At 68.1% G+C, this 20423-nt stretch carries 24 protein-coding genes; 16 read left to right on the forward strand and 8 right to left on the reverse strand.

Translation table 11 applies throughout. The features are described from left to right. Window positions 1–109 precede the first annotated feature (109 nt). Window positions 110–1363, reverse strand: a complete 1254-nt coding sequence (locus tag BLP95_RS16035) for a M20/M25/M40 family metallo-hydrolase (RefSeq protein WP_089681072.1) — start codon at window positions 1361–1363, stop codon at window positions 110–112. A gap of 194 nt (window positions 1364–1557) precedes the next feature. On the opposite strand from BLP95_RS16035, the gene BLP95_RS16040 reads away from it, so the two are divergent. Together BLP95_RS16040 and BLP95_RS16045 are read left to right on the forward strand one after the other, a co-directional pair. Continuing rightward, window positions 1558–2316, forward strand: coding sequence for a VIT1/CCC1 transporter family protein (locus BLP95_RS16040; RefSeq protein ID WP_089681074.1), 759 nt, complete (start codon window positions 1558–1560; stop codon window positions 2314–2316). A gap of 134 nt (window positions 2317–2450) precedes the next feature. Continuing rightward, complete coding sequence (locus tag BLP95_RS16045) at window positions 2451–2942, forward strand: Hsp20/alpha crystallin family protein (RefSeq protein ID WP_089681077.1); 492 nt, start codon at window positions 2451–2453, stop codon at window positions 2940–2942. A 36-nt stretch (window positions 2943–2978) separates the two neighbouring features. Here the strand turns inward: BLP95_RS16045 and BLP95_RS16050 are convergent, their stop codons facing one another. Next, window positions 2979–3263 (reverse strand): ribbon-helix-helix domain-containing protein, encoded by a 285-nt coding sequence (locus tag BLP95_RS16050; protein WP_023005791.1) that lies wholly within the window; start codon window positions 3261–3263, stop codon window positions 2979–2981. Between the two features lie 259 nt (window positions 3264–3522). On the opposite strand from BLP95_RS16050, the gene BLP95_RS16055 reads away from it, so the two are divergent. From BLP95_RS16055 to gloA, 3 genes are all read left to right on the forward strand, one after another. Continuing rightward, on the forward strand, window positions 3523–4092 hold the full coding sequence (locus tag BLP95_RS16055) for a twin-arginine translocation signal domain-containing protein (RefSeq protein WP_023005792.1): 570 nt from the start codon (window positions 3523–3525) through the stop codon (window positions 4090–4092). Window positions 4093–4129: 37 nt separating this feature from the next. Then, entirely contained in the window at window positions 4130–5713 is a 1584-nt protein-coding gene (locus tag BLP95_RS16060; protein WP_089681078.1) for a GMC family oxidoreductase, read from the forward strand. 91 nt (window positions 5714–5804) lie between these two features. Next, on the forward strand, window positions 5805–6338 hold the full coding sequence (gloA, locus tag BLP95_RS16065) for a lactoylglutathione lyase (protein WP_089681080.1): 534 nt from the start codon (window positions 5805–5807) through the stop codon (window positions 6336–6338). 150 nt (window positions 6339–6488) lie between these two features. Here gloA and BLP95_RS16070 read toward each other — a convergent pair whose 3' ends face one another. After that, on the reverse strand, window positions 6489–7397 hold the full coding sequence (locus BLP95_RS16070; protein WP_089681081.1) for an NAD-dependent epimerase/dehydratase family protein: 909 nt from the start codon (window positions 7395–7397) through the stop codon (window positions 6489–6491). A gap of 129 nt (window positions 7398–7526) precedes the next feature. On the opposite strand from BLP95_RS16070, the gene BLP95_RS16075 reads away from it, so the two are divergent. The 8 genes from BLP95_RS16075 to BLP95_RS16110 all read left to right on the forward strand — a co-directional run bounded on the left by BLP95_RS16075 (window position 7527) and on the right by BLP95_RS16110 (window position 14941). Next, complete coding sequence (locus BLP95_RS16075) at window positions 7527–7868, forward strand: zinc ribbon domain-containing protein YjdM (protein WP_089681082.1); 342 nt, start codon at window positions 7527–7529, stop codon at window positions 7866–7868. 202 nt (window positions 7869–8070) lie between these two features. Next, a complete protein-coding gene (locus BLP95_RS16080) occupies window positions 8071–8535 on the forward strand; it encodes an SUF system Fe-S cluster assembly regulator (protein WP_089681083.1) in 465 nt (154 codons plus the stop codon). Between the two features lie 73 nt (window positions 8536–8608). Further along, window positions 8609–10051, forward strand: a complete 1443-nt coding sequence (gene sufB, locus BLP95_RS16085) for a Fe-S cluster assembly protein SufB (protein WP_031218078.1) — start codon at window positions 8609–8611, stop codon at window positions 10049–10051. A 73-nt stretch (window positions 10052–10124) separates the two neighbouring features. Beyond that, window positions 10125–10877: a Fe-S cluster assembly ATPase SufC gene (gene sufC, locus BLP95_RS16090; protein ID WP_089681085.1), complete on the forward strand. Its 753-nt coding sequence runs from the start codon at window positions 10125–10127 to the stop codon at window positions 10875–10877. Continuing rightward, window positions 10874–12235, forward strand: coding sequence for a Fe-S cluster assembly protein SufD (sufD, locus tag BLP95_RS16095; protein WP_089681087.1), 1362 nt, complete (start codon window positions 10874–10876; stop codon window positions 12233–12235). Before sufC ends, sufD begins: the two co-directional genes overlap by 4 nt. A 27-nt stretch (window positions 12236–12262) precedes the next feature. Then, window positions 12263–13519 carry a cysteine desulfurase gene (locus tag BLP95_RS16100; RefSeq protein ID WP_089681089.1) on the forward strand — a complete coding sequence of 419 codons (1257 nt, stop codon included), beginning with the start codon at window positions 12263–12265 and terminating at the stop codon, window positions 13517–13519. 61 nt (window positions 13520–13580) lie between these two features. Then, on the forward strand, window positions 13581–14153 hold the full coding sequence (gene sufT, locus BLP95_RS16105) for a putative Fe-S cluster assembly protein SufT (protein ID WP_023005802.1): 573 nt from the start codon (window positions 13581–13583) through the stop codon (window positions 14151–14153). A gap of 65 nt (window positions 14154–14218) precedes the next feature. Then, the gene (locus BLP95_RS16110) at window positions 14219–14941 is read left to right on the forward strand and encodes a SanA/YdcF family protein (protein WP_089681091.1); all 723 of its coding nucleotides are present in this window, start codon (window positions 14219–14221) and stop codon (window positions 14939–14941) included. A 15-nt stretch (window positions 14942–14956) separates the two neighbouring features. Here BLP95_RS16110 and BLP95_RS16115 read toward each other — a convergent pair whose 3' ends face one another. The 4 genes from BLP95_RS16115 to BLP95_RS16130 all read right to left on the reverse strand — a co-directional run bounded on the left by BLP95_RS16115 (window position 14957) and on the right by BLP95_RS16130 (window position 17938). Then, a complete protein-coding gene (locus tag BLP95_RS16115; RefSeq protein WP_089681093.1) occupies window positions 14957–15406 on the reverse strand; it encodes a hypothetical protein in 450 nt (149 codons plus the stop codon). Window positions 15407–15520: 114 nt separating this feature from the next. Next, window positions 15521–16429 (reverse strand): 30S ribosomal protein S6--L-glutamate ligase, encoded by a 909-nt coding sequence (rimK, locus tag BLP95_RS16120; protein ID WP_089681095.1) that lies wholly within the window; start codon window positions 16427–16429, stop codon window positions 15521–15523. A 28-nt stretch (window positions 16430–16457) separates the two neighbouring features. Then, window positions 16458–16895, reverse strand: coding sequence for an ATP-dependent zinc protease family protein (locus BLP95_RS16125; protein WP_089681097.1), 438 nt, complete (start codon window positions 16893–16895; stop codon window positions 16458–16460). Between the two features lie 23 nt (window positions 16896–16918). After that, window positions 16919–17938: a DUF3549 family protein gene (locus BLP95_RS16130; RefSeq protein WP_089681099.1), complete on the reverse strand. Its 1020-nt coding sequence runs from the start codon at window positions 17936–17938 to the stop codon at window positions 16919–16921. A 309-nt stretch (window positions 17939–18247) separates the two neighbouring features. Here BLP95_RS16130 and BLP95_RS16135 point away from each other — a divergent pair, with 309 nt between their 5' ends. Then, window positions 18248–18580: a YqcC family protein gene (locus BLP95_RS16135; protein ID WP_089681101.1), complete on the forward strand. Its 333-nt coding sequence runs from the start codon at window positions 18248–18250 to the stop codon at window positions 18578–18580. Between the two features lie 9 nt (window positions 18581–18589). After that, complete coding sequence (locus BLP95_RS16140; RefSeq protein WP_089681104.1) at window positions 18590–19090, forward strand: gamma-glutamylcyclotransferase family protein; 501 nt, start codon at window positions 18590–18592, stop codon at window positions 19088–19090. 85 nt (window positions 19091–19175) lie between these two features. Here BLP95_RS16140 and BLP95_RS16145 read toward each other — a convergent pair whose 3' ends face one another. Then, the gene (locus tag BLP95_RS16145) at window positions 19176–19835 is read right to left on the reverse strand and encodes an OmpW/AlkL family protein (RefSeq protein ID WP_089681106.1); all 660 of its coding nucleotides are present in this window, start codon (window positions 19833–19835) and stop codon (window positions 19176–19178) included. A 247-nt stretch (window positions 19836–20082) separates the two neighbouring features. Between BLP95_RS16145 and BLP95_RS16150 the strand changes: the two genes are divergently transcribed. After that, the gene (locus tag BLP95_RS16150; RefSeq protein ID WP_089681107.1) at window positions 20083–20364 is read left to right on the forward strand and encodes a hypothetical protein; all 282 of its coding nucleotides are present in this window, start codon (window positions 20083–20085) and stop codon (window positions 20362–20364) included. The last annotated feature ends 59 nt before the right edge of the window (window positions 20365–20423 follow it).

Genomic DNA, 20423 nt, shown 5'->3' on the forward strand with positions numbered 1-20423 from the left:
GGCATCATTCCGCGACGGCATGAGGGATGCCGCCAACGACAGGGCCCCGCATGCCAGGCATGCGGGGCCCTTATCTCGGCAGTCGTCGTTCGGCCCTGCTGGCGCCGGCTTACGACGCCGATTCCCCGGGCGTCTCGGGTTTGTCACTCCCCTGGTGGCCCAGCGCGCCGGCCTCGTCCAGCCGCGGATGGTGGTCGAGGAACTCGCGGTGCGGGTCAGGCAGGGCGTCCAGGGCCTGGACGCTGCGGGTGATGGCGTGGATCGCCGCCATCACGTCGCGGGTGTTGCCGCTCTCCGAGATGGTATGCATGTTGCGGATCGGGAAGCCGATGGAGGTGGCCACGCAGTCCACCGACGCGAGCACCCCGGCCATGCCATCGGTGCCGGTGTCCACGCCGACGATGTCGCGCTGCATGGGGATCCCGTGCTCCCGGGCGGTGCTCTCGATCAGGCGGTTGAGCTGTTCGCTGGCGATGGAGCCCACCGACATGGTGAAGCCCTTGCCCATCTCCAGCGGCTGCATGCGCCGGTCGCCGATGCCCGGGGCGGCCACGTAGTCATGGTTGACGTCCACCGCGATGATGGCATCCGGCTCGAGCTCGCCGGCCAGCACCCGGCTGCCGAAGCGGCCGATCTCCTCGTAGCTGGCGATGGCGAACATCACCCGCACCTGCTGGGTGCCGCCCGCCTCGGCGATCAGGCGCGCCACCTCGGCGGTGACGAAGCAGCCCAGGCCGTTGTCGAGGTAGGCGCCGTAGAAGGTGTCCGGGCTGAAGCCGTGGCGGATGGGGCGATCGAGCAGGATGCTGTCGCCGGGGCGTACTCCCAGGTTCTGGACCTGCTGCTTCTTGTTCTCGCCGTGGATCTGCAGGTCGAGGTAGAGCTGCTCCTTCTTGATGCCCTTGTCGCCCGAGCGCTGGGCGGGGTCGGAGAAGTGGATGGCGCCCAGCGCCTCCACGGTGCCGCCCTCGATGCGCCGGTAGCGGCCTGGCGCCTCGGGGTCCTCGCTGAACAGCGTGACCTCGTGCCCGATCAGCACGTTGGGCAGGAAGGAGTCGCTGTTGATCCAGATCTTGCCGTCCTCGCCGATGGAGCGCACCTGCATGCGGATCTTGTCGGCGTGGCCGATGATCATCACCTTGAACAGGTCGTCGCGGCCCGGGTGAGTGTCGAGCACCACCCCGGCGTGACCCTTGAACTGGTGCAGCTTCCAGCCCGCGGGAGCGAAGCGTTCGAAGTGGGGCTTGAGCACGCCATAGGTCATGGCGGCCTCGAGGCCCACGGGGCTCGGGGCGGCGAGGATCTCGCGCATCAGCTCGAACTGGGCCTCGGGCATCGGGGCGGTCCAGGGGGTATCGCGCATTCGGGCGTTCTCCGTGTTCCGAGAGTGAAACAGCGCCTTGAGGTAAATGGCGCCGAAAGGGAAATAATGCCGAAGGGAAGATGTCGGCGTCAGCTTATCATGCCCGGGACACCCTGCCGCAGTGGCTGCCCAGCGGGCCCTGGATCTGCCAAGCTGGGAGACACCGGGTCGAGGGACAGGCGAGGAGGGCCGAGATGGCACGACACAAGCGTCAGGCGCTGGAAGCGGAGCACCACCCCGAGGCGATCCGTCGCCGCCTCAACGGCGGCAGCGGCGGGCAGAGCCTGCCCGATGCGATCCTGGGTGGCATCGACGGCTGCGTGACCACCTTCGCCGTGGTCTCGGGGGCCTTCGGGGCGGGCTTCTCGGCCACCGTGGCGCTGGTGCTGGGGTTCGCCAACCTGCTGGCCGACGGTTTCAGCATGGCGATCAGCAACTACGAGGCGATCAAGGCCCAGCGCGAGCACGTCGACGGGGTGCGTCGCGACGAGCACCACCATATCGACGTGATCCCCGACGGCGAGCGTGAGGAGATTCGCCAGATCTTTCTCGCCAAGGGCTTCTCGGGTGCGATCCTCGAGCGGGTGGTGGAGACCATCTGCAGCGATCGCGAGCTGTGGGTGGAGACCATGCTGCGCGAGGAGCACGGCCTGCAGACCGAGGGCCTCAGTCCCCTGCGCTCTGGGCTGGTGACCTTCGCCGCCTTCCTGGCAGTAGGGGCGATGCCGCTTGTGCCCTACGCGGTGCCGGGGCTCGCCACCGATACCCAGTTCCTGGCCAGCCTCGGGCTTGCCGGGCTGATGTTCTTCCTGATCGGCATGGGCAAGAGCCTGGTCTACCACCAACCAGTGCTCGCCTCCGGGGTGCGCACCCTGCTGATGGGAGGCGCCGCGGCGGGGCTCGCCTACCTCACCGGCCACCTGGCCCAGGCGCTGTTCGGCGTCAGCATGTAGACCCTTGACGCGCATCAAGGCGAAACGCCGGCGCTGGGCTAGCCTGCTAGAGGCGGCCAGGCCGCCGGGTCGTCTTGCCGTCGGTGAGGCGACTCCCTTCCCAGCGTATTGTCAGGCGTGAGGAGACCAACGTCATGGCCAAGAAGTCCAAAGAAGCCGCTCCCGCCACCCAGGCGCCGGAGTCACGGGGCGTCAGCCCCTTCCATGAGTTCGACCGTTTCTTCGACAGCGTCTTCGACCGCGGCTGGATGCCGATGCTGCGTCGTGACCACCCGCTGTGGGAGCGTTTCGCCGCCTTCGAAAAGGGCATGCCCAAGGTCGACGTGATCGAGCGCGATGCCGAGGTGGTGGTGCGCGCCGAGGTGCCCGGCTTCGAGCGCGAGGACCTCGAGGTGTCGGTCACCGACCGCAGCGTCACCGTCAAGGGGGAACACCGTCAGGAGAAGAAAGAGGAGGAGGGCGAGTACTTCCGCTCGGAGATCACCTCCGGTTCCTTCAGCCGCACCGTGGCGCTGCCCGGCGACATCGATGCCGACAAGGCCGAGGCGAGCTTCAGGAACGGCATCCTCGAGCTGACCCTGCCCAAGCGCAACAAGGCCAACCGCCGCAAGGTGGAGGTCAAGTGAACGACGCCCCCGGCCGCTGGTCGGGGACGTCAAGGCTCAGGCGCTGTGGGCCACTGGTTCGGCACGAATGTGCAGGTGCACCGCGCAGGCCACCCGCAGCATGGAGGCGAGGTTGGGCACTGTGCCCTTGGTAGCCAATACCTCACCATAGAGTTCGCTGATGAACTGTCCGGTAGACAGGCGCTGGTCGTGAGCCAGTTGGTCGAGGATCTCCCAGAACTCGTTTTCTAGCCGGACGCTGGTCACGCTTCCCTGAAGACGCATCGAGCGGGTGGTGCACTCGTAGCGCTCCGGCTCGGTGGATGCATAGACGTGGCACATGGATTCTCTCTTTTATTCATTTTTTCACAGACATTGGCCACGCACCGGCACCCTGCCGAGATGGCCTCATTCCGACATTGCCGCCTGTTGTAGCCCTTTAGCATTAGACCATCGTCGATGTAGTACCCCGCTGTTACCCGGCGAAGCATTGCTGGCCATATGCTCTCCTTGGGTGTCCGCTTCCGCTGGTCACCCCATGACAACAAGAGTCGGTGCTCGATTCCTGCAATCGTCGTGCCCTAACCTGGAGAGGTCAGCCATGAGTTCACCCACCCTGTCGCGCCGCGTTTTCCTCAAGGGAAGCGGTGGCGTTCTGGCCGGCACCCTGGCCTTCGCCGCCGGGCCCATCTCGCTTCTCGCCCCTTCGCGAAGCTGGGCCATGCCACTCGATACCCTCAGCACTCGCCAGGGAGAGGTGCTGTTGGGGGTCGCCAAGCAGATGTTCCCCCATCCGGGCCTGGAGGATGCTGTCTACGCCCACGTGGTGAAGAGTCTCGATCGTAAGTCGGCCGATGGTTTGATGCTCGGCATCCTCCACGATGGCATCGTCGAGCTCGACCGGTCTGCCGGGGGAGACTGGCTGGCTCTGAATGATGCCGCGCGACTCGAGCACCTGGCCCCCTTGGCCGGTACACCCTTCTTCGAGACCATCCGTGGCGATGCCGTGGTTTCCCTCTACGACAATCCCCTGGCTTTCGCCCACTTCGGTTATCAGGGGGCCGAGGGCGATGGTGGCTACCTGACCAAAGGGTTCAATGATCTCACCTGGTTGCCTGATCCACCGCAGCCCCAAGGTGGCTATCTGCCCTTCGAGGAACCGACGGCCTGACGCGGACCAGAACAACAACGCATGTGGAGACGCCAAGATGGCAATGACCGATAACCAGAAGACCTTTGCCCATGACGATGACAGCGTCGTTGTCGTGATCGGGTCCGGGGCTGGGGGGGGCACCCTGGCCAACGAACTGGCTCAGCAGGGCATCAATGTGGTGGTCTTGGAGGCTGGCGCCCTGCACACCACGGCCGACTTCCTGGCCGACGAGTGGGCTTCCTTTGCTCAGCTCGCATGGCTCGACACGCGCACCACCTCCGGCAGTTGGCGACTCGCCAAGGACTTTCCGAACCTGCCGGCCTGGATCGTCAAGGCAGTGGGTGGGACCACGGTTCACTGGGCAGGCGCGAGCTTGCGCTTCCAGCCTCATGAATTTGCGGCTCTCTCGACCTATGGGGACGTCGCGGGGGCCAACCTGCTCGACTGGCCACTCACCTACGACGACCTGGCACCCTATTATGACCGTGCTGAACAGCGCATGGGGGTGACCCGCACTAACGACAACAAGGGGCTGCCTGGCAATAACAACTTCAAGGTGATGTACAACGGAGCGAAGAACCTAGGCTACTCATGCAACACCGGGCACATGGCCATCAACAGCGCGCCCCGCGATGGACGTGCCGCCTGCCAACAGCGGGGCTTCTGTTTCCAGGGCTGCAAAACCGGCGCCAAGTGGTCGACTCTCTATACCGAACTGCCAGAAGGGATTGCGACCGGCCACCTGGAGCTTCGCCCCGAGTCCCATGTGGCACGCATCGAGCACGATGATAGCGGCAAGGTCACGGCGGTGGTCTACTTCGATGCCGACGGCAACGAGCAGCGGCAGAAGGCGCGGTTGGTGGCAGTGGCCGGCAACTCCATCGAAACGCCGCGCCTGCTGCTCAACTCGGCGAGCACGATGTTCCCCGAGGGACTTGCCAACGGCTCCGGCCAGGTGGGACGCAACTACATGCGCCACATGACTGGCTCGGTCTACGCCACCTTCGACGAGCCCGTGCACATGTATCGCGGTACCACCATGGCCGGCATCATCGCCGATGAGTCACGACACGATCCTGAGCGGGGATTCGTGGGCGGCTACGAAATGGAAACACTGTCGCTGGGCCTGCCCTTCATGGCCGCCTTCCTCGACCCCGGTGCCTGGGGACCGCGCTTCACCGGCGCGCTCGACCAGTATGAGAACATGGCCGGCATGTGGCTGGTAGGTGAGGACCTGCCTCAGGAGAGCAACCGCGTAACCCTAAACTCTGACGTCACAGACCGCTACGGCCTTCCGGTGGCCAACGTACATTACGACGATCATCCCAATGACATTGCCATGCGCGAGCACGGCTACCGCCAGGGGGCCGAGCTATACCGCTCGGTGGGGGCTCGGGACATCTACGAGGTGCCACCTTACCCCTCGACCCATAACCTGGGCACCTGCCGGATGAGCGAGCGCCCCGAGGACGGCGTCTGCAACGGATTTGGACAGGCTCACGAGATCCCCAATCTGTTCATATCGGACGGCAGTCAGTTCACCACCTCGGCGGCGGAGAACCCCACCCTGACTATTGTCTCCCTGGCGATCCGTCAGGCGGAGTATATCGGGGAGCTGATGCAGCGCGGCGCTGTCTGACCCCTTCGCCCCCGGCCGAGGCCGGAGGCGCCTTTTCGCAGAATGCTTCCTATTGGCAGCACGATTTCGAGCTACACGGCAAGGAGATTCCATGAGTTTCACCGGTGAACAATACCCCGGAGTCAAGGCCCCCACCTCCGACTCCGATGGCTTCCGCCTCAACCACACCATGCTCAGGGTCAAGGACCCCGAGAAGGCGCTCGCTTTCTACACTCGGGTGTTCGGCATGCGCGTCATGCGTCGCCTCGACTTCGAGGAGATGCAATTCTCGCTCTACTTCCTGGCCCGTCCGGAGGCCGGCGAGGCGGTACCGGAGGAGAGCGGCGAGCGTACCGTCTGGACCTTCAGTCAGCGTGGCCTGCTGGAGTTGACCCACAACTGGGGCACCGAGAACCAAGAGGGGCGCATCTATCACGATGGCAATGCCGAGCCTCAGGGCTTCGGCCACATCTGCTTCAGCGTTCCGGACCTCGAGGCCGCCGAGGCGTGGTTCGACGCCAACGATGTCGAGTTCGTCAAGCGCTCCGACCAGGGTAAGATGAAGAACGTGGTCTTCGTGAAGGACGTCGACGGCTACTGGATCGAGGTGGTCCAGGCGGATCGCCTGGCGGCACTGGGCGACTGAGACCGCTGGCTCCCCGGACATAGCGAGCCTGGAAGGGGTTTCCCGCTCCCCAAGAGCTCGGCCTTCTTCCTAACTCCCTCCTCAGTTCGAGTCTGGATTCAGGAAGGCGCCGTCGGGTAGTGCCCGCGGCTGGCCGGGCCTGGCCGGTTGTCAACGCGTCGGGAGGCAGCGCGGCAGGTTGTCGTGCAGGGTGCGGGGCACGATGCCGAGGTCGGCGAAGCCGCCGGCGTCCGGGTCGGCCAGGTTGTCGCGCTGCATCAGCCACACCTGGTCGCGGGTCAGGGGCGGCGAGGGCAGCGGCGCGAGCAGCAGCGCGGCGAGGTGCCAGGCGAGGAAGGGGAGCGGCACCAGCCGCGGGTGGCGGCCGAGCTGGGCGGCCACCCGTTCCACCAGTGCACGGTAGTCGAGGCGCTCTGGGCCGCCCAACTCGAAGAGCCGACGTTCCACCGGGTGAGACCCGCTCAGGCGCACCGCGGCCCGCGCCACGTCGTCCACGTGCACCGGCTCAAGCCGCGTGGTGCCACGGCCGAACAGCGGCACCAGCGGCAGGCGCACCAGGCGGGCGAGGTTGGCCAGCAGGGCGTCGTCGGGGCCGAACAGCACCCCGGGGCGCAGCAGGATTGCCTTGGGCAGCGCGTCGAGCACAGCCTCCTCGCCGGCGGCCCGGGCGCGCACATAGGCGGAGGGGGAGTCTGCATCGGCGCCGATGCCCGAGACGTGCACCAGCCGCGCGATGCCCGCCTCCCGGGCGAGCCTCGCCACCCGGCCGGCCCCCGCCACGTGGATCGCCTCGAAGGTCAGGCCCGCCCGGCGCCGCTCCACGTAGAGGCTCACCGCATTGACCGCCGCCTCGCTGCCCGCCAGGGCGGCGGCGACCTGGCGCTCGTCGCGGAGGTCGCAGGCCACCGCCTCGAGGCGATCCCCGGGCTCGCGCCACTCGGGCAGGCGCGGATGGCGTGCGGCGATGCGCACCGCCCGACCCGCCTCCACCAGCTCGCGCACGATGGCGCGGCCGAGGAAGCCGGTGCCGCCGAAGACCGTGGTCGGGCCCTGCTGCATGCTGCGTCCTTCTCGTCGCGGGAGCCCTCATCCTGCCAGGCCGTGCCGCGGCCGTCATGTGCCGGCTGGAGACGGGAGGCCTGGCGGTGTAGGCTTGGCGGCCTTCCCGCCACCTGCCCGGAGCCCGCCATGAGCGACCTGCCCGCCTGTCCCGACTGTTCCTCCCCCTACACCTACGAGGACGGCATCCAGTACGTCTGCCCCGAATGCGGCCACGAGTGGTCCGGCGAGGAGGGCGCCGCGGAGCCCGAGGAGGCGAGCCAGGTGCGCGATGCCAACGGCAACCTTCTGGCCGATGGCGACAGCGTCACGGTGATCAAGGACCTCAAGGTCAAGGGCTCCTCCCAGGTGGTCAAGGTCGGCACCCGGGTCAAGAACATCCGCCTGGTGGAGGGTGATCATGACATCGACTGCAAGGTCGACGGCATCGGCCCGATGAAGCTCAAGTCCTGCTTTGTGAAGAAGGCGTAGCATGCCACGGGGCGCCCCCGATAGAAGACGTCAATGATAACGATTGTCGTTATTGTCGCTAACGCCGCCCATCGTGTCGCTATCATGTCCCCCGCACGCCGCTTGCCATCGGCAGGCTTCACATCGGCGTTATACAGGACTAAAATGGTCCGCAATCGAGGCGCGGCATGCCGCCGGGCCACACGCCAACAGGAGGCTCGTCATGCTCAAGCTCTCGCGGCTGACCGACTACGCCGCCGTGGTGATGGCCCAGATCGCCCGTCATCCCGAGCAGCCCCTGGCGGCCGCCGAGCTCGCCGAGACGGTCCAGCTGCCGCACCCCACGGTGAGCAAGACGCTCAAGATGCTGGTCAAGGCGGGGCTGCTGGAGTCGCGGCGCGGCGCCCAGGGTGGCTACTCCCTGGCGCGGCCCGCGGATGCCATCAGCGCCATCGACATCATCACCGCCATCGAGGGGCCGGTGGCGATGACCGAATGCAGTCACGCCGAGGGCGACTGTGACCTGGCGGCCACCTGCGGCGTGGCCGACAACTGGCAGCGGGTCTCGCTGGGTGTGCGCACCCTGCTCGGCAGCGTGACCCTGGCCCACCTGGCCAGCCCGACGCCCATCAAGCTGCCGGTGCAGCTGCCCATCCAGAGCGTGAGCCTGGCCGCCGACACGGCCTGAGCCACCCAAGATTCATCGGATTCACACGGCGAGCCCGTCTCGCCGGCCCAACCGCCCGGGAGGGGGAGAGACCATGGCTAGTGAGGAAATGGAACAGCTTGTCCGTCGCGACTACAAGGAAGGCTTCGTGACCGACATCGAGAGCGACACGTTGCCGCCCGGCCTCGACGAGGACACCATCGCCTTCATCTCGAAGAAGAAGGGCGAGCCCGAGTGGATGCTGGAGTGGCGCCTCAAGGCCTACCGCGCCTGGCTGAAGATGACACCGCCCTCCTGGGCGCACCTGGACTATCCGCCCATCGACTACCAGGCCATCTCCTACTTCAGCGCCCCCAAGCGCCCCGAGGATCGCCCCCAGAGCCTCGACGAGGTGGACCCCAAGCTGCTGGAGACCTACGAGAAGCTGGGCATCCCGCTGCATGAGCGGGCCGCCCTGGCCGGCGTGGCGGTGGACGCGGTGTTCGACTCCGTCTCGGTGGCCACCACCTTCAAGGAGAAGCTGGCCGAGGCCGGCGTGATCTTCTGCTCCATCTCTGAGGCGGTGAAGGAGTACCCGGAGCTGGTCAAGCAGTACCTGGGCAGCGTGGTGCCCCAGACCGACAACTACTTCGCCGCCCTCAACTCGGCGGTGTTCACCGATGGCTCCTTCGTGTTCGTGCCCAAGGGCGTGACCTGCCCCATGGAGCTCTCCACCTACTTCCGCATCAACGCCGAGAACACCGGCCAGTTCGAGCGCACCCTGATCGTCTGCGAGGAGGGCGCCCAGGTCTCCTACCTGGAGGGCTGCACCGCGCCGATGCGCGACGAGAACCAGCTCCACGCCGCGGTGGTCGAGCTGGTGGCTCTGGATGATGCCTATATCAAGTACTCCACGGTGCAGAACTGGTATCCCGGCGACGAGGATGGCAAGGGCGGCATCTACAACTTCGTCACCAAGCGCGGCGACTGCCGCGGGGACCGTTCGCGGATCAGCTGGACCCAGGTGGAGACCGGCTCCGCCATCACCTGGAAGTACCCCTCCTGCGTGCTGCGCGGTCGCGAGAGCAAGGGCGAGTTCTACTCGGTGGCGGTGACCAACGGCCGCCAGCAGGCCGATACCGGCACCAAGATGATCCATATCGGCGAGGGCACCCGCTCCACCATCGTCTCCAAGGGCATCTCCGCCGGCCGCAGCAACCAGTCCTACCGTGGCCTGGTCAAGATCGGTCCGCGGGCCAAGGGGGCGCGCAACTTCACCCAGTGCGACTCGCTGCTGATCGGCGACAAGTGCGGCGCCCACACCTTCCCCTACCAGGAGATCGGCAACAGCACCGCCACCGTGGAGCACGAGGCCACCACCTCCAAGATCGGCGAGGACCAGCTCTTCTACTGCCAGAGCCGCGGCATCTCCGAGGAGGACGCGGTGAGCATGATCGTCAACGGCTTCTGCAAGGACGTCTTCCAGGAGCTGCCCATGGAATTCGCCGTCGAGGCCGAGGCGCTGCTCAGCGTGACCCTCGAGGGCTCCGTGGGCTGAGTCGCCGCCCAGGCAATGCATTCACCGTGGCGGGCCGCGGCGGCGGCCCGTCCGAACCGAAAAGGTAATCACGATGCTCGAAGTCAAGGATCTGCACGTCACGGTCGAGGGCAAGGAAATCCTCAAGGGCCTCTCCCTGACCATCAACGCCGGCGAGGTGCACGCCATCATGGGCCCCAACGGCGCCGGCAAGTCGACCCTCTCCTCGGTGATCGCCGGCAAGGAGGGTTACGAGGTGACCTCCGGCTCGATCACCTTCGAGGGCCGCGACGTGCTCGAGATGGAGATCGAGGAGCGCGCCCAGGCCGGCCTGCTGCTGGGTTTCCAGCACCCCATCGAGATCCCCGGGGTGAAGAACATCTACCTGCTCAAGTCGGCGCTCAACGCCCAGCGTGAGGCTCGCGGCGAGGGCGAGATCCCGGCACCGGAGTTCATGAAGCTGGTCAAGGAGAAGCTGGCCTTCATGAAGATGGATCCCAGCTTTCTGCAGCGCGCCGTCAACGAGGGCTTCTCCGGCGGCGAGAAGAAGCGCAACGAGATCCTGCAGATGCTGGTGCTGCAGCCGCGGCTCGCCATGCTCGACGAGATCGACTCCGGCCTCGACATCGACGCCCTGCGCGTGGTGGCCGACGGCGTCAACTCCCTGCGCGACGAGAAGCGCGCCATCCTGCTGGTGACCCACTACCAGCGCCTGCTGGACTACATCGTCCCCGACCGTGTCCACGTGCTGGTGGACGGCCGTATCGCCAAGAGCGGCGATGCCGAACTGGCGCGTGAACTCGAATCCCGTGGCTATGACTGGGTACTGGAGGAGTCTGCTGCATGAGTGACGAGACACAGCGCTTCCTCGACCGCCTGGCCGAGCACCGCGCCGCGCGCCTCGAGTCACAGGGCCAGGAGCCGACCTGGATCGCCGCCCGGCGCCAGGCCGGCGCCGCCCGCTTCGAGGCGATGGGTTTCCCCACCCGCCGCGACGAGGCGTGGAAGTATACCGACGTGCGCGCCATCGCCCGGGGCGACTTCGCCCTGGCCGCCGACGCCGACTTCTCTCCGGCCAGCGCCGCGGCGCTGACCCTGCCTATCGACGCCTTCCGGCTGACCTTCGTCGACGGCGTCTTCTCGGCGGCCCTGTCGCAGCTCGACGGCCTGCCGGCGGGTGTCAGCCTGGTGCCGCTCTCCGCGGCCCTGGCCGAGAACCACGAGGCCGTGGGCGGCCCGCTGGGACGCCTGACCGGGGTGGAGTTCTCGCCCTTCTCGGCGCTCAACACCGCCTTCATGGAGGAGGGTGCCGTGCTGCGCCTGGCACCGGGCACCGTGGTGGAGAAACCGATCATCCTGCAGTTCCTCTCCCGGGCCGGCGAGGCGCCGGTGATGAGCCATCCGCGCATCCTGGTGGAGGCCGGCGGGCGCAGCCAGGCGACCCTGATCGAGCACCATGTGGGCGAGGAGGGCGCCGCCAACTTCACCAACCTGGTGGAGGAGGTGATCCTCGAGCGCAATGCCCTGCTGACCCACTACAAGCTGCAGGAGGCGCCGCTCGCCGACCTGCACGTGGCCAGCATCCACGTCGAGCAGGCTCGCGACAGCCGCTACACCTCGTTCAACCTGAACCTGGGCGGGGCCCTGGTGCGCACCGACCTGATCAGCGACCTGAACGGCGAGAACGCCACCTGCGACTTCTACGGCCTCTTCTACGGCCAGGATCGCCAGCACGTCGACAGCCACACCCTGGCCAACCACAACGCGCCCCACACCTTCTCCAACGAGAACTACAAGGGCATCCTCGACGACCGCGCCCACGGCGTGTTCAACGGCAAGGTGGTGGTCAAGCGTGACAGCCAGAAGATCGAGGGCTTCCAGAGCAACGCCAACCTGCTGCTCTCCGACCGCGCCGAGATCGACGCCAAGCCGGAGCTCGAGATCTACGCCGACGACGTCAAGTGCTCCCACGGCACCACCACCGGCCAGCTCGACGAGGAGGCGATCTACACCCTGCGCAGCCGCGGCATCGATCGCCAGACCGCCCGCGGGCTGCTGACCCTGGCCTTCGCCGGCGAGGTGCTCGAGGAGGTCGATGTCGACGCCGTGGCCGAGCGTGTCGAGCTCGCCGTGGCCGGCAAGCTGCCCGAGCGCTTCAACCTGGCCGGGCTGGTGGAAGCCGCCGTGGCCCTGGGTGATGAGTAACCGCCAACCCCTGAGGAGGAACCTGCCATGAGCGACCTGGCCACCCGCGCCCCGGCGACGCCGAGCCTCGACGTCGCGGCGATCCGCGCGGACTTCCCGATCCTCTCGCGCCAGGTGCATGGCAGGCCGCTGGTCTATCTCGATAATGCGGCCACCAGCCAGACCCCGCGCCAGGTGATCGCGGCGTTCGACGCCTACTACGGCGGCTACAACGCCAACATCCATCGCGGCCTGCACACCCTGGCCGACGAGGCTACCGCGGCCTTCGAGGACACCCGGGAGGCGGTGCGCGGCTTCCTCAATGCCACCGACCACCGCGAGATCGTCTTCACCCGTGGCACCACCGAGGCGATCAACCTGGTGGCCAACAGCTGGGGGCGCGCCAACCTTCGGGCCGGCGACGAGGTGTTGATCTCGCGCCTCGAGCACCACTCCAACATCGTGCCCTGGCAGCTGCTGGCCGCCGAGCTCGGCTTCACCATCAAGGTGATCCCGGTGGACGCGCGCGGCGTGCTGGACCTCGACGCCTACCGCGCGCTGTTTACCGAGCGCACCCGGCTGGTGGCGGTCAACCACGTCTCCAACGCCTTCGGCACCGTCAACCCGGTGCGCGAGATGGCGCGGGTGGCGCACGCTCATGGCGCCCGGATCCTGGTGGATGGCGCCCAGGCGGTGCCGCACCAGGCGGTGGACGTGCGCGACATCGATGCCGACTTCTATGCCTTCTCCGGTCACAAGGTCTATGGCCCCACCGGGGTCGGCGTGCTCTACGGCAAGGCCGAGCTGCTCGAGGCGATGCCGCCCTGGCAGGGCGGCGGCGAGATGATCGCCACGGTCTCCTTCGAGGCCGGCACCACCTTTGCCGAGATCCCCCACAAGTTCGAGGCCGGCACCCCGGCCATCGCCGAGGTGATCGCCCTGGGCGAGGCGCTGCGCTGGGTCGCCGGCGTCGGCCTCGACGCCATCGGCGCCTGGGAGGCGCGGCTGCTGGCCCACTCCACCCAGCGCGTCTCTGGCATCGAGGGGCTGCGCATCCTCGGCACCGCCCCCGACAAGGCGGGCGTGCTCTCCTTCGTGGTGGAGGGCGCTCACGCCCAGGACATCGGCCTGTTGATCGACCAGCTGGGGGTGGCGATCCGCACCGGCCACCACTGCGCTCAGCCGCTGCTGGCCCAGTTCGGGGTGGATGCCACCTGCCGGGCGTCGTTCGCGGCCTACAACACCCTGGAGGAGATCGACGTCTTCGCCGAGTCCCTGGAGCGTGTCATCGGCATGGTGCGCTAGGCGGCGAGACCAGACGAACGGCAGGCGGGGTGAGAACCGGAATGACCAGACAAGGAACGCCATGAGCGACATCGAGCAGATAGCGAGCCTCCACAAGGGGCAGGAGCTGCCGCTGCAGCGGGACGTGGAGGCGATCTCCATCCCCTTCGGCAAGACCGTAACTCTCGCCGAGGACAGCGTGGTCAGCGTGATGCAGGCCAAGGGCAGCTCGGTCAGCGTCGGCTTCGAGGGGCGCCTCTACCTGATCGAGGGCGCCAACCTCGATGCCCTGGGCCTGGAGGCGCTGCCGCGGCCGACCCTGCCCGAGGACGCCTCCGACGAGGCGATCGAGCGGTTCGTGTGGGACCAGCTGCGCACCTGCTTCGACCCCGAGATCCCGGTCAACATCGTCGACCTGGGGCTGGTCTACGGCTGCCGCATCGAGCGGCTGATCAGCGGCGAGCGCATCGTCACCATCCGCATGACCCTCACCGCCCCGGGCTGCGGCATGGGCGACGTGATCGCCGCCGATGCCCGCAACAAGATCCTCGGCGCCCCGCAGATCAGCAAGGTGCACACCGAGATCGTCTTCGATCCGCCCTGGAGCCGTGAGATGATGAGCGACGAGGCCAAGCTCGAGCTCGGCATGTTCTGATGACCCGGCGCGATGCCGGGCAGGGTGGACGAGAGGCGCACAGTCGCCGGGGCGGGGAGAGGCCGATGACGCGGATGGCATGGCGGCTGTTCCGGGCCCTGCTGATGGCCCTGGGGGCGGCGGTACTGCTGCTGGTGGTGCTGGTGCTCGCCGGCAACCTCTGGGTGCTCGGCCAGACCCGGGAGCGCATCGCGCATGACCTCGCCGAGTGCCGTCCCGAGGCGGTCGGCATCGTCTTCGGCACCTCGCACTGGACCCGTAGCGGGGTGCGCAACCCCTACTTCGAGGCGCGCATGAGCGCCGCCGCCCGGCTGGTGCGCCTGGGGCAGGTCGACCACCTGCTGCTCTCCGGCGACAACCGCACCCTGGCCTACAACGAGCCCATCACCATGTGGCGTGACCTGCGCGCCCGGCGTGTCGCCGACCGCGCCATGACCCTGGACTACGCCGGCTTCAGCACCTTCGATACCCTGGCCCGGGCCAGGGAGGTGTTCGGGGTCGAGCGCGCGCTGCTGATCACCCAGGCGTGGCACCTGCCCCGGGCGCTGTTCATCGCCGAGGCGCTGGGGCTGGAGGTGCAGGGGTGTGCGGTGCCGGCGTCGCCGGTGGCGGGGCAGTGGCGGCTCGAGGCGCGGGAGTGGCTGGCCCGGGTGGCCACCCTGGGGGATCTCTACCTGTGGGGACGTGAGCCCTACTTCCTGGGGCCCAAGGAGCCGCTCGAGATCGTGCCGGGAGCCGGCCACGACGCCTGGTGGCTCGACACCCCGGGCTCCCCGGCGCAGCGCTGAGGCGGGGGTGCCTGTTCAGCGCCGCCTGGGGCGGCTCTTCTGCAGGGCGTAGAGCTCGCGGATCAGCGCCCGGCAGCCCTTCCAGCACTCCTCCACCTTGGGCTCCAGGGCGTCGGGCAGGGGGTGGGTCATCAGGTTGGAGAGGGCCTGCATCAGTACCCGCTCCTGCTCCAGCAGCTCGCCGATCACCACCTGGCTCTCGTTGCCGACGAAGCTCTTCAGTCGGCTCCACAGCCACATGTAGTCGTCACGCTCGACGTCGGCGTCGCGAGGCAGCATGCTCAGGTGTTCGCGGGCCAGCTCCTGCAGCTCGCGCATCGACCGCCCGCGTGCCTCGTAGTGTGGCTTCAGGCTGTCGCGCAGCGACGGTCGCAGGCGCTCCAGGTTGTCCTGGAAATAGTCGATGCTGTCGGCCAGCGCTTCCAGCACGCTGTCCATCGCCACCTGGCGATTGTCGAGAAACATGAGCGGTCACCCCCCTTTGGTGACGCAGATTGTGGCCGGGAAAACACTGTTTTTCTACCCCCGGGCGGCGAAACCCGTCATGCCCATTGGGCCTGGCCGGTGCCGATTCGGCAATTACCCCTTGGGCTTAGGCGGCGCCTTGCGGGCCGGGGCGGCGTTCTTCTCCAGATGCTCGATGATCAGGCCGGCGATGTCCTTGCCGGTGGCGCTTTCGATTCCCTGAAGCCCGGGGGAGGAGTTGACCTCCATGATCACCGGGCCGTGGTTGGAGCGAAGCAGGTCGACGCCGGCGACCCGCAGCCCCATCGCCTTGGCGGCACGGATCGCCGTGGAGCGCTCCTCGGGAGTGATGCGGATCACGCTGGCGGTGCCGCCGCGGTGCAGGTTGGAGCGAAACTCGCCTTCGGCGGCCTGTCGCTTCATCGAGGCCACCACCTTGTCGCCGATCACGAAGCAGCGGATGTCGGCGCCCTTAGCCTCCTTGATGTACTCCTGCACCATGATATTGGCCTTCATGCCCATGAAGGCCTGGATCACGCTCTCGGCGGCCTGGTTGGTCTCGGCCAGCACCACCCCGATGCCCTGGGTGCCCTCCAGCAGCTTGATCACCAGCGGGGCGCCCCTGACCATGGTGATCAGGTCGGGGATGTCGTCAGGGGAGTGGGCGAAGCCGGTGATCGGCAGCCCCAGCCCCTTGCGCGACAGCAGCTGCAGGGAGCGCAGCTTGTCCCGGGAGCGCGTGATGGAGACGTTGTCGTTGAGCACGTAGGTGCCCATCATCTCGAACTGGCGCAGCACCGCGCAGCCGTAGAAGGTGATCGAGGAGCCGATGCGCGGGATCACCGCGTCGAAGGGCTCCAGCTCCTCCCCCTTGTAGTGGATCGAGGGGTGGTGCGAGGCGATGCTCATGTAGCAGCGCAGGGTGTCTACCACCCGCGCGCTGTGGCCGCGCTGTTCGGCGGCCTCGATCAGGCGCCGGGTGGAGTAGAGGTTGCGATTGCGTGACAGCAGCGCGATATGCATCGGGTGACTCCGGGTGGGGCCTGTGGGCTCAGGGTTCGCCGTGCAGGAAGGCGGCGCCGGGCGCCACCAGCAGGCGGCGCAGGGCGCGACGCCCCAGCAGCATGGGATGGCGCATGTCGCGCCGGTCGGTCAGGGTCAGCTCCACCTGGTACGAAAGCGAGCCGAGGCGCATGGGGGTGCGGATCACGTAGCGCCACTCCTCCTGGCCGTTGGAGCTGCGTACCTTGCGCCGGTCATGCAGGTGCATGCGGAACACATGGGGCGGCGTCTCGGGGCCGCCGCTGCGGGTGGTGAAGCTGACCCACAGGTGGCCCTCCTCCTCGAAGGACTCGATGTCCTCGGCATGCAGCGCCGAGGTGCGCGCCCCGGTGTCCGCCTTGGCGCAGAGGGTCAGGTGCATCTCCGGCAGCTCGACCATCTCGCGGCGACCGATCACCGCCTTGGGGGTGTAGGGGAGTTCCTTCATCGTCGTCATGCTCGTTCTCGCCGTCAGCGCGTCAGGGCGGCGAGGCGCCGGCCGACCGGGGAGTCGGCGCTGGCCTCGCGCAGGGTCATCAGCAGCGGCAGCCGCAGCCGGGGGATCAGCGCCAGGTCGCGGGCCACGCGGGTGAAGTCGGCCCGCTCGCACTCGGCCAGGCGCGTCAGGTAGCGCGGCAGCCGCTCGCCGTCCTCCAGGTGCTGCCAGCCGCGGGCGGCGATGGCCGCCAGCAGGTCCGGGCCGCAGGCGTGGGGGTCGGCCAGCAGGCTGTCGAACCAGGCCCCGGCCTCCGCGGCCGGGGCGGCGGCGCGCAGGCAGGCGCACAGCGCCTCCACGTCGCCGGCGGCGGCCGCCGCCTCGCCACGGGCTCGCAGGGCGGCGGCCAGCGGTGCGTCGATGGCCACATGCTCCAGGCAGTAGCACAGCGAGGTGAGCACCTCGCCGGGCAGCCCGGGCAGGGCGGCGGCCAGCTGGCGGCGCGCCGCGTCATCCATGCGCACCACGAAGTCGGCCAGCCCCTGGAGGCCCAGGGCCTGCCAGTCCAGCGCCTGCTGCCCGCTCAGGTAGGCCTCCACCGGTTCCAGGTGCTGGCTGGCCGGCTCGCCCAGGTCGAGGCGGGCGCGGGCGTGGAGCAGCGCCTGGAAGGGCAGCGAGGGGGTGAAGGCAAGCGGGTTGTCCTGCATCAGGTTATCCACCGCCTCGCTCTCCTCGCGGCCGACGCTCGCCACGCTGCGCCCCAGTGTCTCCAGCAGGCGCTGCACGAAGGCGTCCCGGGGCGCGGGGTCGAGATGGCCCTGTTCGTCCAGCGGCAGGGCCAGGAACCAGATCACAGGCTCGGGCATGTCGCCCAGGCGGAATACCAGGCCCAGGCGCGCCTGGCCCTGCCAGGGCAGCGGCCAGGGCGCCTCGCCGGCCTCGAGGGCCGCCAGGGTCGCCATCTCGCAGGGCTCGACGCGGCGGCCCAGGTGGTAGAGCCGCACCTCGGCACCGCTGCGCACGAAGAAGTCGTGAAGGGTGTGGATGGGTCGCATGGCATCTCCGCGTGTTGGAGCGTGCACTCTACCGCGGCACCGTCGGGCTGTCAGCCATCCGGCACGGCCTGGTGCGGTGCTGGTCAAATCGTGATCGATCCTCGCCGGTGCCCATGCTGGCTGGGCTGGCGCGCTCTTTCCAGCGCTTATCCACAGGCCCGTTCACGGAAACTGTGAATGCCGTGTCCCGCGGGTGGCCAGTCGCCATCCCGGCCGGGATAATGGGCCACCGGAGACGAAGACTGGCGCCAAGGCCAGGCTGTTCAGGCCATGCTATTCAGGCCAGGTTATTCACGAGAGAGGAGTGCGATGAGCGTTCACGACGAGCTCGACCAGGCCCTGCGCCGGCTCGAGGCGACCATGAAGGCGGCCAGCCTGTGGCGCATGGAGCAGCCCGAGCCTGAGGCCTTCGACAGCCAGCAGCCCTTCTGTGTGGACACCATGGCGCTGCCCCAGTGGCTGCGCTTCGTGTTCATCGCCCGGCTCGACGATCTGGTGGCGCGTCGCGGCCCCATGCCGGCGCGCTGCGAGGTGGCGCCGGCGCTGGACGCCTACCTGGCCCAGGCGGGCGTGCGCGCTAGCGACCGCCTGCTGCTCCGCCAGGCGATGGAAGAGGTCGACCGCCTGGTCACCGAGAACTGAGACCGCGGGATGCCCTACTACTTTGCCTATGGCAGCAACATGAACCCCGCCCGCGTCGCCGCCCGTATCGGCTCCACCCGCCGGGTGCTGGCCGGCGTGCTGCATGACCACGCGTTGCGCTTCGACAAGGCGTCCCGGGTGGTGGGCATCGCCCACGCCAACGTGGTGCCCCGGCCGGGGGAGCGGGTCGAGGGGGCGCTGTTCGAGCTCGAGCATCCCGGCCAGATCCGGGACATGGATCCCTTCGAGGGCTACCCCCGCGAGTACGATCGTCACCGCCTGCCGGTCGCGACCCGGGAGGGGACCCTGGAGGCCTGGGTCTATATCGCCGCGCCGGGTACCACCGCCGAGGCGCTGCGCCCGGCGCGGGAGTACCTCGAGCACCTGCTGGCCGGCGAGCCCTTCCTTAGCCCTGGCTACCATGCGCGGCTCTCGGCGGTGGAGGCGGTCGACGGGCTCGACGAGGCGACCCTCGCCGCCCTCGGCCTCTCTCGGCAAACGCCACGCTGAAGGCGGCCCTGACGCGACCCGCCGCCGACCCGAAACGCGACGAGGCCCGCCATATGGCGGGCCTCGTCGTGTGCTGCGGGGGCGATCAGAAGCGGTAGCTGATGCCGCCCATCACCACCACCGGGTCGATCTCGACCTTGCCTGCGTCTATTCCGGCGATCTTGGCATCGGAGTCGATATCCATGTACCAGACCGCGCCATTGAGGGCCCAGTGCTCGTCGATCAGCAGGTCCACGCCCAGCTGGCCGACGGCACCCCAGGAATCATCGAGTTCGACGTCAACATCACCTACACCGGCAACGGTAGCCTTTTCGTCGGAGAACTTGGTGTAGTTGACGCCCACGCCCACATAGGGTTGGACATAGGCGTCGGTGCCACCCAGCGGGTAGTACTGCAGGGTCAGGGTCGGCGGCAGGTGGTCGGTAGAGCCGCTGGCGGCGCCACCGCCGAGTGTAAAGTCATGATCGAAGGGCTCGGCGGCCAGCAGCTCCACGCCCAGCTTGTCGGTGAAGCGATAGCCCAGGGTAAAGGCGAAGGCGCTATCGTCACCTACATCGGTTTCCAGCCCATACGCGTCGATTGCCACGGCATCCAACGAGCCGTTATCGCTCTTGGGCTCGACCTTGGCCACGCCGATGCGGGTAAAGAAGTCGCCGGCGCCGTAGGCGAAGGCCTGGGTGCTGGCAGTGACGGCGGTGGCGGCCACGCCGGCGGCGATCAGGGTGGAGAGGGGGCTCTTGCGCATGGTGTGGGCTCCTGCTGGCTCGGGTGCGGCACGACGCCGCATGGGAAGATAAGTTCAGTGTAGCCGCCGTTACCGATAGAGGAATTGATCCAGCGCAAGGGAATGATGCAGTGCGGTGAAGTGCCGCTTCGGGGCTGCTTCTGTCGCGAGGTCCACCGGCCCATGGGCGAGTCGCCGGCCGGCGACAGTCGCCGAATTCGCCGCGATCGGCTTCACTAGGGGAGGGGAGAGCCATGGAGGAGCCGCAATGGGAGACGCGAGCCCGCGGGACGACTACCGCCTGACCCTGGCGGAGCTGCTGCTGGCCGCCGGCCTGGCGGTGTGGCTGCTGCTCGAGCCGGAGCTGATCGCTGCCCTGCCCATGGCGCTGCGGCTGCCGCTGGTCCTGCTGGGGGCCGCTACCCTGGGGGTGGCCTTCGCCGCGCCGCTGTCGCCGGAGCGTGGCAGGCGGGCTCCGTTCCCCGCCTGGCGGCTGGTCGCGCTGGTCGCCTTCGCACTGCTGCTGGGGGCAAGGTCCCTCGCTGGCTAGCCCCACCGAGGCGCCATACGCCGCGGGCCGCCCTAGGGCGGCCCGCTGGTGGGTGGGGG

This window comes from Halomonas shengliensis (genome assembly GCF_900104135.1).
Lineage (GTDB): Bacteria > Pseudomonadota > Gammaproteobacteria > Pseudomonadales > Halomonadaceae > Halomonas > Halomonas shengliensis.

What these genes read in the sequence shown, in the direction of transcription:
- BLP95_RS16100 (WP_089681089.1), top strand. Translation starts at nt 12,263, where the DNA reads ATGAGCGACCTGGCCACCCGCGCCCCGGCGACGCCGAGCCTCGACGTC.
- rimK (WP_089681095.1), bottom strand. Translation starts at nt 16,429, where the DNA reads ATGCATATCGCGCTGCTGTCACGCAATCGCAACCTCTACTCCACCCGG.
- sufD (WP_089681087.1), top strand. Translation starts at nt 10,874, where the DNA reads ATGAGTGACGAGACACAGCGCTTCCTCGACCGCCTGGCCGAGCACCGC.
- BLP95_RS16040 (WP_089681074.1), top strand. Translation starts at nt 1,558, where the DNA reads ATGGCACGACACAAGCGTCAGGCGCTGGAAGCGGAGCACCACCCCGAG.
- BLP95_RS16110 (WP_089681091.1), top strand. Translation starts at nt 14,219, where the DNA reads ATGACGCGGATGGCATGGCGGCTGTTCCGGGCCCTGCTGATGGCCCTG.
- BLP95_RS16075 (WP_089681082.1), top strand. Translation starts at nt 7,527, where the DNA reads ATGAGCGACCTGCCCGCCTGTCCCGACTGTTCCTCCCCCTACACCTAC.
- BLP95_RS16140 (WP_089681104.1), top strand. Translation starts at nt 18,590, where the DNA reads ATGCCCTACTACTTTGCCTATGGCAGCAACATGAACCCCGCCCGCGTC.
- gloA (WP_089681080.1), top strand. Translation starts at nt 5,805, where the DNA reads ATGAGTTTCACCGGTGAACAATACCCCGGAGTCAAGGCCCCCACCTCC.
- BLP95_RS16080 (WP_089681083.1), top strand. Translation starts at nt 8,071, where the DNA reads ATGCTCAAGCTCTCGCGGCTGACCGACTACGCCGCCGTGGTGATGGCC.
- BLP95_RS16055 (WP_023005792.1), top strand. Translation starts at nt 3,523, where the DNA reads ATGAGTTCACCCACCCTGTCGCGCCGCGTTTTCCTCAAGGGAAGCGGT.
- BLP95_RS16050 (WP_023005791.1), bottom strand. Translation starts at nt 3,263, where the DNA reads ATGTGCCACGTCTATGCATCCACCGAGCCGGAGCGCTACGAGTGCACC.
- BLP95_RS16115 (WP_089681093.1), bottom strand. Translation starts at nt 15,406, where the DNA reads ATGTTTCTCGACAATCGCCAGGTGGCGATGGACAGCGTGCTGGAAGCG.
- BLP95_RS16125 (WP_089681097.1), bottom strand. Translation starts at nt 16,895, where the DNA reads ATGAAGGAACTCCCCTACACCCCCAAGGCGGTGATCGGTCGCCGCGAG.
- BLP95_RS16145 (WP_089681106.1), bottom strand. Translation starts at nt 19,835, where the DNA reads ATGCGCAAGAGCCCCCTCTCCACCCTGATCGCCGCCGGCGTGGCCGCC.
- sufB (WP_031218078.1), top strand. Translation starts at nt 8,609, where the DNA reads ATGGCTAGTGAGGAAATGGAACAGCTTGTCCGTCGCGACTACAAGGAA.
- BLP95_RS16045 (WP_089681077.1), top strand. Translation starts at nt 2,451, where the DNA reads ATGGCCAAGAAGTCCAAAGAAGCCGCTCCCGCCACCCAGGCGCCGGAG.
- BLP95_RS16130 (WP_089681099.1), bottom strand. Translation starts at nt 17,938, where the DNA reads ATGCGACCCATCCACACCCTTCACGACTTCTTCGTGCGCAGCGGTGCC.
- BLP95_RS16135 (WP_089681101.1), top strand. Translation starts at nt 18,248, where the DNA reads ATGAGCGTTCACGACGAGCTCGACCAGGCCCTGCGCCGGCTCGAGGCG.
- BLP95_RS16035 (WP_089681072.1), bottom strand. Translation starts at nt 1,363, where the DNA reads ATGCGCGATACCCCCTGGACCGCCCCGATGCCCGAGGCCCAGTTCGAG.
- BLP95_RS16150 (WP_089681107.1), top strand. Translation starts at nt 20,083, where the DNA reads ATGGGAGACGCGAGCCCGCGGGACGACTACCGCCTGACCCTGGCGGAG.
- BLP95_RS16070 (WP_089681081.1), bottom strand. Translation starts at nt 7,397, where the DNA reads ATGCAGCAGGGCCCGACCACGGTCTTCGGCGGCACCGGCTTCCTCGGC.
- BLP95_RS16060 (WP_089681078.1), top strand. Translation starts at nt 4,130, where the DNA reads ATGGCAATGACCGATAACCAGAAGACCTTTGCCCATGACGATGACAGC.
- sufT (WP_023005802.1), top strand. Translation starts at nt 13,581, where the DNA reads ATGAGCGACATCGAGCAGATAGCGAGCCTCCACAAGGGGCAGGAGCTG.
- sufC (WP_089681085.1), top strand. Translation starts at nt 10,125, where the DNA reads ATGCTCGAAGTCAAGGATCTGCACGTCACGGTCGAGGGCAAGGAAATC.